The sequence below is a fragment of the Bacillus sanguinis genome, from assembly GCF_018332475.1.
GTDB classification, from domain to species: Bacteria; Bacillota; Bacilli; order Bacillales; family Bacillaceae_G; genus Bacillus_A; species Bacillus_A sanguinis.
Genome location: NZ_BOQB01000099.1, coordinates 1 through 12093, shown reverse-complemented (window position 1 = coordinate 12093; position 12093 = coordinate 1). Strand labels below are relative to the sequence as shown.

14 protein-coding genes and 1 other annotated feature are annotated in these 12093 nt (G+C 35.1%); of the genes, 10 read left to right on the top strand and 4 right to left on the bottom strand.

The genetic code is table 11. From position 1 onward, the window contains the following. Positions 1 to 420: 420 nt before the first annotated feature. A complete protein-coding gene (locus tag KI369_RS12640; protein WP_212956174.1) occupies positions 421 to 2445 on the bottom strand; it encodes a glycosyl hydrolase family 18 protein in 2025 nt (674 codons plus the stop codon). 371 nt (positions 2446 to 2816) lie between these two features. Here KI369_RS12640 and KI369_RS12635 point away from each other — a divergent pair, with 371 nt between their 5' ends. The 8 genes from KI369_RS12635 to KI369_RS12600 all read left to right on the top strand — a co-directional run bounded on the left by KI369_RS12635 (position 2817) and on the right by KI369_RS12600 (position 6714). Further along, complete coding sequence (locus KI369_RS12635) at positions 2817 to 3188, top strand: DnaJ family domain-containing protein (RefSeq protein ID WP_212956173.1); 372 nt, start codon at positions 2817 to 2819, stop codon at positions 3186 to 3188. A gap of 10 nt (positions 3189 to 3198) precedes the next feature. After that, entirely contained in the window at positions 3199 to 3513 is a 315-nt protein-coding gene (locus tag KI369_RS12630) for a thioredoxin family protein (protein ID WP_000713042.1), read from the top strand. Between the two features lie 13 nt (positions 3514 to 3526). Further along, the gene (locus KI369_RS12625) at positions 3527 to 3772 is read left to right on the top strand and encodes a hypothetical protein (RefSeq protein WP_000394351.1); all 246 of its coding nucleotides are present in this window, start codon (positions 3527 to 3529) and stop codon (positions 3770 to 3772) included. Between the two features lie 126 nt (positions 3773 to 3898). Continuing rightward, positions 3899 to 4042 carry a hypothetical protein gene (locus KI369_RS12620; RefSeq protein ID WP_000439126.1) on the top strand — a complete coding sequence of 48 codons (144 nt, stop codon included), beginning with the start codon at positions 3899 to 3901 and terminating at the stop codon, positions 4040 to 4042. A gap of 80 nt (positions 4043 to 4122) precedes the next feature. After that, positions 4123 to 4704: a TetR/AcrR family transcriptional regulator gene (locus KI369_RS12615; RefSeq protein WP_212956172.1), complete on the top strand. Its 582-nt coding sequence runs from the start codon at positions 4123 to 4125 to the stop codon at positions 4702 to 4704. A 64-nt stretch (positions 4705 to 4768) separates the two neighbouring features. Beyond that, a complete protein-coding gene (locus tag KI369_RS12610; protein ID WP_212956171.1) occupies positions 4769 to 6001 on the top strand; it encodes an MFS transporter in 1233 nt (410 codons plus the stop codon). Between the two features lie 56 nt (positions 6002 to 6057). Then, complete coding sequence (locus tag KI369_RS12605) at positions 6058 to 6309, top strand: helix-turn-helix transcriptional regulator (protein WP_212956170.1); 252 nt, start codon at positions 6058 to 6060, stop codon at positions 6307 to 6309. A 12-nt stretch (positions 6310 to 6321) separates the two neighbouring features. Further along, a complete protein-coding gene (locus KI369_RS12600) occupies positions 6322 to 6714 on the top strand; it encodes a hypothetical protein (RefSeq protein ID WP_212956169.1) in 393 nt (130 codons plus the stop codon). Between the two features lie 37 nt (positions 6715 to 6751). On the opposite strand, the gene KI369_RS12595 is transcribed toward KI369_RS12600, so the two are convergent. Beyond that, a complete protein-coding gene (locus KI369_RS12595; RefSeq protein ID WP_212956168.1) occupies positions 6752 to 8035 on the bottom strand; it encodes an MFS transporter in 1284 nt (427 codons plus the stop codon). A 107-nt stretch (positions 8036 to 8142) separates the two neighbouring features. Further along, positions 8143 to 9456 carry an alkaline phosphatase family protein gene (locus KI369_RS12590; protein ID WP_212956167.1) on the bottom strand — a complete coding sequence of 438 codons (1314 nt, stop codon included), beginning with the start codon at positions 9454 to 9456 and terminating at the stop codon, positions 8143 to 8145. 154 nt (positions 9457 to 9610) lie between these two features. Here KI369_RS12590 and KI369_RS12585 point away from each other — a divergent pair, with 154 nt between their 5' ends. After that, positions 9611 to 9904: a YesK-like family protein gene (locus KI369_RS12585; protein WP_212956166.1), complete on the top strand. Its 294-nt coding sequence runs from the start codon at positions 9611 to 9613 to the stop codon at positions 9902 to 9904. A 93-nt stretch (positions 9905 to 9997) separates the two neighbouring features. Then, positions 9998 to 10204, top strand: a binding site (T-box leader). A 47-nt stretch (positions 10205 to 10251) separates the two neighbouring features. Further along, on the top strand, positions 10252 to 11682 hold the full coding sequence (gene proS, locus KI369_RS12580) for a proline--tRNA ligase (RefSeq protein ID WP_212956165.1): 1431 nt from the start codon (positions 10252 to 10254) through the stop codon (positions 11680 to 11682). Positions 11683 to 11796: 114 nt separating this feature from the next. Here proS and KI369_RS12575 read toward each other — a convergent pair. Beyond that, on the bottom strand, positions 11797 to 12093 hold a 297-nt coding region (locus tag KI369_RS12575; protein WP_212956164.1), incomplete at its 5' end, for an LPXTG cell wall anchor domain-containing protein.

Here is a 12093-nt window from a genome sequence, read left to right as displayed (position 1 = left end):
TGCCTTTTCTTTGTGATTAACATGATTTTCGAGAACTCTTACATGAGAATTGTATGAAGAAGCACTCTTATGGTGCGCTTATAAGCGTGCTTTTTCTTATGTTATGTTTATATTTAGATGCCTTTCCCTAATAGGCGACTATCTTTTCTTTATATATATAGATAGTTTAAAGTGGAATGAAAAATAATTCCTATATGTAAAGGATAATGTGATTAGTATAGGAAGACAATAGAACTTAAAGGGAATTCATGTAAAATTCAGGTGAACTTCACACGAACTTCATATTAGGAACCAAATATAATTATAATAAGTTATTATAATATTAATTTGTGATTTTTCATAAAATTAAAAGTTTGAATTTAGGATAGGGCACTCAAACCTAAATTCAAACTTTAATGAAATAGTTAATGGAGGTTACGCTTAGTTTTCGCTAATAGATACATTTAAAAGTTCAGCAGGATTGCCTGTTCCTGCCCCTCCGATTGTAATCGATCCACCAGGAGGAATTTCACCATTCCATCCTGCATTCGTAATTACGTAATGATTATTTATTTTACTACTAATTTTAGAATCCCAAACTTGTGTTAAATTGCCGTTATAATCAAATTCTAATTTCCAATTTTTAATAGGGGTCGTTCCACTATTTTTAATTACAATCGAGAAGTTGTAACCATTTCCCCAATTTGAAGTGACTGAAAAGGTAGCATTCCCATTTCCATCAGGAGGTGTTGTGTTAGCGTCAGCTGTTTTTACAAGAATAGAAGTAGGCTGTGATTTATTCCCAGCAGCATCCTTTGCTATTATTGAAAATGAGTATTCTGTATTAGATTTTAAGTTTTTAATTGTAATGCTATTTGTTGTTGTACTCCATTTCTCTTCTCCTGCAGTAATTTCATATTCCGTAACTCCTACATTATCAGTAGATGCAGTCCAGTTTAATTGAACTGAGCTTGAATTTTTATTTGTAACAGCAATATTTTTTACGTTTGTTGGTGGCTCAATATCTTTTTGAGTAATAGGTCCACCTAGTAATTCTTTTACTAACGTATCAAGTAATTTTGGTCCACTACAACTATATTTTGGACTTGTGCGACAGTCACCACTTAGCTCCCAAAACATTGCGCCACTTAAACCCTTTGTCTTTATATAGTCTGTTTTATATTTCATAGATTCGTTGTCATCATAGCTAATAAACGTGCCTGTAGTCGCATTATATAAATAAGGTACTTTCGCCACATCGTTCCATCCGCGAACAAAACCATTTTTATTAACATAATTAGCTGCTAAATCACCATAATCGTACACACCTGTATCGCCGGTAGAATAGTCATCCCAAGTACCTTTAGAAGCGAGCTTTCCATCGCTACCTGGTTTACAAGGTTGGTATTGTCCGTTATTTTCTTTTCCACAACTTTTCCACCCGCGTCCGTAAAATGGTACACCTAATACGAGTTTATCTGCTGGAACCCCTTCATTTGTATAAATGTCTATCGCACCATCTACGTAAAATTTCGTATCCGCTGCTGGATCATTTGGATCTTTGTATAGAGCTGCATTATGGTTAGAAGTAGCTTCCCATCCACCGTGGAAATCATATGTCATAATATTAATCCAATCCAGTATTTGAGAGATTTTCTTTAGCTCTGTATGATCAGCATAACGTTGGCTTGCACCTGACGCGATTGTTAGTAAATATTTTTTCCCATCTTCTGCACCAGCTTTCGTTAATGCATTTCGAACATCTTGAAGGAGTAGGGTGAAGTTTTGTTTATCTTCAGGGCGATAACTACCACCAGGAATCGTTTCTACGCCCGGATATTCCCAATCTAAATCAACGCCATCAAATCCATATTCGCGTAGGAAATCGACTGTAGAATCAGCGAATACTTTTCTTGTTTTTTCATCAGCGGCCATGTCAGAAAAGCGGTTAGACCAAGTCCAGCCACCAACGGAAATAATTGTTTTTAGGTGAGGATACTTAGCTTTTAATCGTTTCAGTTCGCCGAAATTTCCGCAGCGTGCGTATTTATCACAATCTTCCCAAGTTGTACCTGAGCCAGGATAAGATTTTGTGACATCAGCCCATGGCTCACCGAGTACGAGAGTACCATTAGGGACCTCTTTATTTTGCAGTGGTACACCAGATTCTTTACAGTTCCACGTTTGTTTATTTGGATTATCGGGGTGAGTAGAAGGATTTCCATGTTTTCCATTCCAGCAAATATCAGCGAAAGCATAGTTTAAATGAGTTAGCTTTGATGCATCAATGTCTGCAACTTGATAATTACGTCCGTAAATGCCCCATGAAGGAAAATACCCAACAATTTTTTGACCTTGCTTTTGTGAATCTGCTAATACGACATTTGGAGTAATAAAGTTTGTGAGAAAAAGAGGTAAGAAGAGTAGTAGGGATAGTAATAGCAGTGTGAATTTTTTTGATTTCATAGCCATTTCTCCTTTCAAAATAAAAGATATATTTAAAGGCATGCGCCAATAAATCAAAATGAATTTAGATGTATAAATCATCTAGATAAAAATGATCAGACATCACGAAGTCTATACAAGGAGCTGAGGATGATTAAATCGTAACAAATGTAAGATTTAGTGTAAACGCTTTATTCAATTCAGAAGGATTTTCTCAATATAAAAGGGCTTGAATACAAACTGTATATGAAAATAAAACATCTGTGAGGTAGAAAATAGCTCCTTATAAATAAAATTGAGAAAAAATTGTATGAAGTCAATTTCTTATGGCATAGCAAGATGAGAAAATATCATGTAAAATAATAGTAAAAATATGTAAAGGAGGGAATAGTGTGGATGTGTTTTTGCATATTGCTGAAGAAAAAATTCGACAAGCAATACGGAATGGTGATCTCGATAATATTCCGGGAAAAGGAAAACCACTACAATTAGAAGATCTTTCAATGGTACCTCCAGAACTTAGAATGAGTTATAAAATTTTAAAAAATGCGGGAATGATTCCCCCAGAAATGGAACTACAAAAAGATATATTAAAAATAGAGGATTTAATTGCTTGCTGTTATGATGAAGAAGAGCGAAAAAAATTACAAGAAGAGTTAACGGCAAAAACATTACGTTTTCAGCAAGTAATGGAAAAAAGAAAGATTAAAGATAGTTCAGCATTTCGTATGTATCAAGATAAAGTATTTCATAAACTACGTTAAGAGGGATAAGATGAAAAAATTTGAAACGATAGAAGAATTAGCAACATATATTGAAGAACAACAATTAGTACTTCTATTTATTAAAACGGAAAATTGTGGTGTTTGTGATGTCATGTTAAGGAAAGTAAATTACGTATTAGAGAATTATGATTACGTAGAGAAAATAGAGATATTACTGCAAGACATGCAAGAGGTTGCAGGGCGATATGCAGTATTTACTGGACCGACAATTTTATTATTTCATAATGGAAAAGAGATTCTTCGTGAATCGCGCTTCATTTCGCTTGAAAATCTAGAGAGAACCATTCAATTATTCGAGGAATAAGGGAGGCTTTTAAATGGAATTTATTATTTTTATACTATTATTTGTTGTAATTGGAATAATCGTAACAGCAGTTCGATCAAACAAAAAGAAGGTAAATCTTATGAAACAAAATAACATTCATAATTCATCTAACAGCTCATCGCCATTATTTTTCTTTGCCGGATCTGATAATGATAGCTCGCATGATGGAGGTTCACATGATTGCGGAGGGTCTTCTGGTGGAGATAGTGGAGGGAGCTGCGGTGGCGGCGGTGATTGATGAAAATGCGCCTTATATAGGCGTATTTCTTTTTAAACAAACGTTTGATTAGTTGGCTTACATATGCATAAAAACAGTTAAACAAACGTTTGATTAAATGTTTTTAATATACTAAGGGGAATAGAAATGGAAAGGGAACCGAAAGTGAAAAATAAGGGGAAAGTAATGTTATTTTTATTAGCTGCGGGAGGCGTATTTCTTGTGAAATTAGGATTTAAAATTGGAATTATACATATGATTCGAACGTGGTTTGAAAGTACATTTTCTTAAATAAGAAATATAGCCTCTTGTAATAGAGGTTTTTAATTTGTTATTATTAGACTGAACGGTCGGTTTAAAGAGGTGTAAATATGAGAAGAAGCACAGAAGAGATCAAAAAAGAAATTGCATATAAAGCAGAAAGTCTGTTTTCACAGAAGGGTTATGCAGCTACATCTATGGAAGAGATTTGTGAAATTACAGAGCGAAGTAAAGGAAGCATTTATTATCACTTTAAAAGTAAAGAAGAATTATTTTTATTTGTAGTAAAGCAACATACGTATGATTGGCTTGAGAAATGGAATGAAAAAGAGAAGTTGTATAGTACGAATACTGAAAAACTATATGGTCTCGCGGAATATCATGTCGAGGACATACAGCAACCAATTTCAAATGCAATAGAGGAATTCTCTATGAGCCAAGTTGTAAGTAAAGAGATTTTGGATGAACTATTGGCTTTAACTAGAGCATCATATGTTATGTTTGAGAAACTAATTGAAGCAGGCATACAGTCTGGAGAGTTTCGTGAAGATAATACGCGCGATCTTATGTATATTGTGAATGGATTATTATCAGGGCTTGGAGTACTTTACTACGAGTTAGATTATAAAGAACTGCAGCGTATTTATAAAAAGGCAATAGATGTATTGTTAAAAGGAATGGCAGCTGAATAATCAGTCAGTTGCTTTTCTTACAAAATAAATTAGACCGAACGGTCGGTTTATGGAGGTAATGAAAATGAACGCTTTATTTAAAAACCGAGCATTTATGCTCGTTATGGCATCTGATATTTTACAACAATTTGCAATTTGGATCAGAAATATGGCTCTTTTGTATTTCATAATGGAGCGAACGAATAACGATCCAGTTTCCGTTTCGTTGTTATCGGTTATGGAATATGCACCTATCTTTATTTTCTCGTTTATCGGTGGTGCACTAGCTGATCGCTGGAATCCGAAAAGAACGATGGTTGCTGGAGATGTATTAAGTGTACTATCTATCATAGGTATTGTCTTGTTGTTAAAGTTAGATTATTGGCAGGCTATATTTTTTGCAACACTCATTTCTGCGATTGTAGGTCAGTTTTCTCAGCCGTCATCTTCGCGTATATTTAAGCGCTATGTAAAAGAAGAACAGGTAGCAAATGCGATTGCATTTAACCAAACATTACAGTCATTATTTCTGATTTTTGGACCAGTGGTAGGATCGCTTGTGTATACACAACTTGGTTTATTTACGTCACTATATAGCTTAATCATTTTATTTTTGTTATCTGCTATCGCTCTTTCTTTTTTACCGAAATGGGTTGAACAAGAGCAAGTGGTGAGAGATTCATTGAAAAATGATATAAAAGAAGGTTGGAAATATGTTCTTCATACGAAAAATTTACGTATGATTACGATTACTTTTACTATTATGGGCTTAGCTGTTGGACTAACGAATCCATTAGAGGTATTTCTTGTAATAGAACGCCTTGGAATGGAAAAGGAAGCAGTTCAATATTTAGCTGCAGCTGATGGAATAGGTATGTTAATTGGTGGTATTATTGCTGCAGTTTTCGCTTCAAAAGTGAATCCGAAAAAGATGTTTGTATTCGGTATGAGCATATTAGCGATCTCATTTTTAGTAGAAGGGCTATCTACATCATTTTGGATTACTAGTTTCATGAGATTTGGAACAGGTATTTGTTTAGCTTGTGTTAATATCGTTGTCGGTACGCTTATGATTCAACTTGTACCAGAAAATATGGTTGGAAGAGTAAATGGAACAATTTTGCCACTGTTTATGGGGGCGATGTTAATCGGAACTTCACTAGCTGGAGGATTGAAGGAGATGACCTCACTAGTTACTGTATTTTGTATAGCAATGGCGCTTATTTTATTTGCGATAGGACCAGTTCTACGCATGCAAATAAATAAAGAAGATGTCGCTAATAAAGAGGAACTAACAAATTCGTTAGCCTCGAAATAACCATTGTAAGGGAGCAGAATTGCTTCCTTTTTCTTTGGGGAACTTTTGACAACTATATGAGCCAATTATATACTGATGATGTAAAAACGATTTTACAGGTTAGGAGAAATAGTGTGAAAAATCAAATCCATGAATTACGCACTGAAAATAATATTTCACAAGGCGCATTAGCTGATAAGTGTAAAGTTTCTAGACAGACGATAAATGCAATTGAGAATAATAAATATGATCCAAGCTTAGCGTTAGCATTCCGTTTAGCGGAAGTATTAGGAACAACTGTTGATAAACTATTTTTGTACAAGCAGTAGGGGGAGTAGTTGTTGGGGAAAGAGAAAATAAACCTTTTTGTTACTGTATTAGTGGTTATAGGTACGTTAGTGTTTGCACTTTACTATTGGTTAACTGAACTTCAAGTAAATTGGTATGCACTATTTATTTGTAGCATCGCGTTACATTATCTATTTAAAATTTTGGTATCACATAGCGTTGAAGGGGAAACTGAGGGGAACGAAGATTTAGAAAAACATGTATTAAAAACGAGTGCAAATGTTACGTATTATGTACTCGTTGTATTCATTTTTGGTTTGTTTTTCGCATCAGTAGGTTTTAATAAATGGATTGATTTTCATAACATACCGCTATTGTTTGCATTATGTGCTGCGATAGTTGTAAAGCCAGCTGTTGAGTTTTTAATTGTAAGACGTTATCGATAAAAAAAGATCCACTTCTCGCAAGAAGAGGATCTTTTTCTTATAGCGTTTTAGTTTTCGGATTAGGTGGTGTAACAGATGTATTATTTTCAGGGACTCTAGTTAATAGGAATCCACCGATAATAAACAATACAATAATACTAAGAACACCAGCGTTCGTTTTTCCAGTTAATTGCGTTGTAACACCGACTAATACTGGACCCATAATCGCGGCAAACTTACCAAATATATTATAAAATCCGAAGAATTCATTTGCAGATTCTTTAGGTACTAGTTTTGCAAAATAGGACCGACTAAGCGCTTGAATCCCGCCCTGAGAAGTGGCAACTAACATTGCTAAAATCCAGAAATCGAGTGTCGTTTTTAAGAAATAAGCATATGTGCAGATAATGATATAAATAATAATACCGACATATAGCATTTTTTTACCTGTAAAGGTTTCTGATAATTTTCCGTATAGTAAAGCGAATGGACAAGCTACAATTTGTGTGACAAATAAGATGATTAATAGATTCGTTGCACTAATACCAAGATCTGTTCCGTAAGCGGTAGACATAGTAATAATTGTATCGACCCCATCAATATAGAAAAAGTAAGCGATTAGAAACATAAAGACCGTTTTATATTCTTTAATATTTTTAAAAGTCTCAGCAAGGCGTTTGAAGCTCATTGTAATTGGTCTTGGATGACGTTCAATATAATGTGTTTGTTCTACGTTTTTCAGCATTGGAATTGTAAATAGTCCCCACCAAAGAGCAGTTATCGCGAATGAAATTTGACTAGCAATGCCAACTGATAAAGGAATAGTTTCTTTTTGAGCAAGAATAATAAGAGCGATACAACCGATAAAAGGAATAGTACTCCCAATATAGCCTAAAGCAAAACCTCTCGTAGAAATTCGGTCCATTCTATCTTCAGTAGTGACATCTACTAAAAATGCATCATAAAAAATGTTTGCCCCAGCAAAACCGACTAATGCGAGCATATAGCATCCTAGTAATAAGTACCACTGAGATGTTGGGACGACTGCTAGCATACTTGTAAATACGATACCGAGTCCAAAGAAGAATGTGAAAAATCGTTTTTTAAATCCCTTATAATCAGCAACTGTGCCGAGAATAGGGGCAAGTATAGAAATTAAAAGTGTAGCGAACGAGTTTGCGTATCCCCAATATGCGGTTGAAGTTGCACCAGATAGCCCAGCTTCTTTTGCAGCTGCCTTAAAGTAAATTGGGAATAATGCAGTTGTAATGACGAGCGAATATACGGAGTTCGCCCAATCGTATAATATCCAGCTTTTTTCTTGTCTGGACATTTTTTTCATATAGTGTTCCCCCTTAAATTGTTCTACTAACAGTGTACAAAAATAAAAATTATAAAAAGAGAAACAGTGATGATTTTTACATAACTTTTACATATATACACAGTTCTTTACAATTGGAGTAAATCCTCTACAATTGATCCGTCTGTTTCACCTAAGTGTAAACCGAGTAGTCTAGCGATAGTTGGACCTTCATCAATAAGTTTCATATACGGGATGGTAACGCCGCTTTTTATTCCTTTCCCAGCAGCGATAAAAATTGTTTCATAGTTAGGTTTTGTTGGGGAGTATCCATGCGTACCAAATGTATATTTTTTACTAGGCGTAACGTCTTTTTCAGTAATCTCTTTTATGAAATCTCCTGTATAGTTTTCAGTGAAATAATACCCTTCTCGCGCTTCTAACATAAATAAACAATTACCATCGGCACCGCAGTCTTTTGCAGCTTCATCATGAAGTATAAATTCAATTCCATTTTGTTTATTTTGAAGTAGTTCTTCAAGTAGTAGTCGTACGTCTCGAATGGTATCAGTATCGTTCTTATCTTTCACATATACATAGGCGGATCCATCACAACTTTGACAATAGGCCTTCCAGTCTACTAACTTTCTTTTGGAATTTATAGATATAAGCCCTTTTTGATGAAATAGTACATTTAATTGAATGGCTTTGTTTTCACTTAAAGCGCTATGGTCACCAAGAGCGATAATTGTACTCTCTTCGTATAGGTCACTGTCTTTTAAAGCTTGAATAATTTTTCCTAGTCGTTCATCGTGTCTATGAATTGCAGTTATTGTTTCTTTTGATTCAAAGCCGTGATAGTGTCTTTGAGTGTCTAAATCGGTGAAATGTACGAACATGACATTAGGCTTCTTCGTCTGGATTGTATGCACAGCAGAAGCAAGTACGAAATCATCGAGTTCAGGCTGTGACAGTCCATTTCGTATATGTCCGAAGCGCTGATTTAAATCTAATTGATATAGCGGGCTACCGCTAAATAATGAAACTAAAACTTGATTTTGCCACGGTCTATTTGGAAAGATTTCTGGTAAATTGTAATCAATATTTGCTTTTCCAGTAACAGGCCATAGTAGGGCAGCTGTCGTTAAATTTGCTTTACGTGCTTCATCGTATAACGTTGTCCCCTTAATGGATTTTCGGTACCAATGCCAATCGGGTGACTCGCGTCCAGGTTGAAGTAATGTATTGCTAACTACGCCATGTTTATTAGGGTAGTTTCCAGTAACGATTGTTGAGTGACTTGGGTATGTTACAGAAGGATAAATAGGTTCCACTTTTTTCGCTATCGCGCCCTCGTTTATTAATGTTTGGAAATTAGGAAGCTTTTGTAATATAGGAAAATCTAAAGCTGATAAGCAATCGAAAGATAAAATAATGACGTGATTTGTTAATGCTTTATCCATAAAGTTCCCTCCTGATTATATAAAACCTATTCTTATATATTACTATTAATACCTAGTAATAAAAATATATTTCTAGGTAAAAATTTATTATTTATTTTCAGAAAAGTTAAACATATAATTAAGTATAAGGGAATGAATGGAAGGAGGGAATACTGTGGATTGGCTAGATGGATTTAGTATCTTTTATATCATTGGCGGAATTACGATTATCCTTGTATTTGCTATTTCGTATTTATTAAAGAAACGGTTTCCAAACAAACAGTTCGATATTATATTTGCACTTAGTTTAATACTTCTTTGCTTAGCATCCTTTCCGTTTTCAATGATGGTAATTGGTGGATGGGAAGGAATGGGATATGGATTTATTGGTTTCTTCGTTCTACTTGGTACACTTATCGGTATGATTGCACATCAACTTTTAAAAATCACGAGAAAAAGCTACGTATAAAACTGCAAAAAATGAAAAGAATATATAAAAATTAGAAAATTAGCTATTGTTTTAAAAAAGAATTTGTATTATGATAATCAACAAATTTATTTCGTTATAACGATGAAAAAGGACTAGTACATGTTTAACTTTTTTAGCAGAGAGAGAATCCACCCGGCTGAAAGATTCTTAAAAAGGAGATATGGAACCTACCTTTGAGTTCTGCATATGCAGCGGGAATTTCCCGTTATCAAAAAGAGAGCATGCGCAATTTTTGTGCATGAATCAGGGTGGTAACGCCGGCAAAGCTCGGTCCCTATTTAGGGATGCGGGCTTTTTTGTATTTTCTAGAAGGAGGAAGACTGACTATGGCAAAAGAACAAGTACAAGCGATTACGAAGATGGAAGAGGACTTTGCACAGTGGTACACAGATATTGTAAAAAAAGCAGAACTTGTTGATTATTCAAGTGTAAAAGGATGTATGATTCTACGTCCGTACGGTTATGCCTTATGGGAAAATATGCAAAAAGTTATGGATGAGAAGTTAAAAGCAACTGGTCATGAAAATGTGTATATGCCAATGTTTATCCCAGAGAGCTTATTGCAAAAAGAGAAGGATCATGTAGAAGGATTTGCTCCTGAAGTAGCATGGGTAACACATGGCGGGGATGAAAAGTTAGCGGAGAGACTTTGTGTTCGCCCTACATCTGAAACTTTATTCTGTGAGCATTTTTCAAAAATTGTGCAGTCCTATAATGATTTGCCAAAGCTATATAATCAGTGGTGTTCAGTAGTTCGTTGGGAGAAAACAACGCGACCATTCCTTCGTACAACGGAATTTTTATGGCAAGAGGGTCATACAATTCATGAAACAGCAGAAGAATCTCAAGCTGAAACGCTAAATATTTTAAATCTATATGCTTCTTTCTGTGAAGATTACTTAGCGATACCAGTAATTAAAGGACAAAAAACAGAGAAAGAAAAATTTGCGGGCGCAAAGGCAACTTATACGATTGAAAGCTTAATGCATGATGGGAAAGCACTTCAAACAGGAACATCTCATAACTTTGGAACGAATTTCTCTGAAGCGTTTGATATTAAGTTTTTAGATCGTAACGGTAAGTGGCAATATGTACACCAAACATCTTGGGGTGTATCAACAAGAATGATAGGTGGACTTATTATGGTTCATAGTGATAATAATGGGCTTGTAATGCCTCCTAAAGTTGCACCAGTGCAAGTCGTTATTGTACCAATTGCGCAGCATAAAGAAGGCGTTTTAGCGAAAGCAACAGAGTTACAAGGACATATTCAAAAGGTTGCACGAGTAAAAATAGATGCTAGTAATAAAACACCAGGCTGGAAATTTAATGAGTATGAAATGAAGGGTATTCCAATTCGATTAGAAGTTGGTCCTAAAGATATTGAAAAGAATCAAGTTGTACTTGTAAGAAGAGATACGAAAGAAAAAGAATTTATATCAATGGATCAATTAGAAGAACGTATTCCAGCACTACTTGAGGAAATTCATAATTCTTTATTTAATAAGGCAAAAGTATTTCGCGATGAGAATACGTATAGTGTGGCTAATTTCGAAGAGATGAAAAAAGTAGCGGATGAAAAACAAGGATTTATTAAGGCGATGTGGTGCGGAGAGTTAGCTTGTGAAGAGAAACTAAAAGAAGAAGTTGGAGTATCTTCTCGATGTATGCCTTTTGAGCAAGAGCATGTAGCTGACGAATGTATTTGTTGTGGTAAAGAAGCTAAGCAAATGGTGTATTGGGGAAAAGCGTACTAATACTCTTTCTGATAAGTGATAAAAAGGACTTTGGGCTGCATAATAAAATGCAATCCAAAGTCCTTTTTAGTTTTACAATTTATTTCATGTATGTTTTAGATGGAAGGTTATATTTTATTTTACATTTTTACGGCGAATAAATAGTAACATACCGATTAGGAATGTTGAAAGTCCCATTAAAATAGATGCAGGATAATGTGTTGCCGTATTAGGTAACTTATCACCTTGTTGTTTTGCGTTATCTTTTACGTTACCACCTTGAGAGCCGTTTCCATCCTGAGAACTGCTATCGCCTTTAACACGGTTACCGCCCTGAGAGCCATTACCACCTTGGGAACTGCTATTGCCGCCAGAACCGTTGCCGCCAGAACCGTTGCCGCCAGAACCGTTGCCGCCAGAACCGTTGCCGCC

What these genes read in the sequence shown, in the direction of transcription:
- KI369_RS12640 (WP_212956174.1), bottom strand. Translation starts at nt 2,445, where the DNA reads ATGAAATCAAAAAAATTCACACTGCTATTACTATCCCTACTACTCTTC.
- KI369_RS12630 (WP_000713042.1), top strand. Translation starts at nt 3,199, where the DNA reads ATGAAAAAATTTGAAACGATAGAAGAATTAGCAACATATATTGAAGAA.
- KI369_RS12625 (WP_000394351.1), top strand. Translation starts at nt 3,527, where the DNA reads ATGGAATTTATTATTTTTATACTATTATTTGTTGTAATTGGAATAATC.
- KI369_RS12620 (WP_000439126.1), top strand. Translation starts at nt 3,899, where the DNA reads ATGGAAAGGGAACCGAAAGTGAAAAATAAGGGGAAAGTAATGTTATTT.
- KI369_RS12615 (WP_212956172.1), top strand. Translation starts at nt 4,123, where the DNA reads ATGAGAAGAAGCACAGAAGAGATCAAAAAAGAAATTGCATATAAAGCA.
- KI369_RS12610 (WP_212956171.1), top strand. Translation starts at nt 4,769, where the DNA reads ATGAACGCTTTATTTAAAAACCGAGCATTTATGCTCGTTATGGCATCT.
- KI369_RS12605 (WP_212956170.1), top strand. Translation starts at nt 6,058, where the DNA reads ATGAGCCAATTATATACTGATGATGTAAAAACGATTTTACAGGTTAGG.
- KI369_RS12595 (WP_212956168.1), bottom strand. Translation starts at nt 8,035, where the DNA reads ATGAAAAAAATGTCCAGACAAGAAAAAAGCTGGATATTATACGATTGG.
- KI369_RS12590 (WP_212956167.1), bottom strand. Translation starts at nt 9,456, where the DNA reads ATGGATAAAGCATTAACAAATCACGTCATTATTTTATCTTTCGATTGC.
- proS (WP_212956165.1), top strand. Translation starts at nt 10,252, where the DNA reads ATGGCAAAAGAACAAGTACAAGCGATTACGAAGATGGAAGAGGACTTT.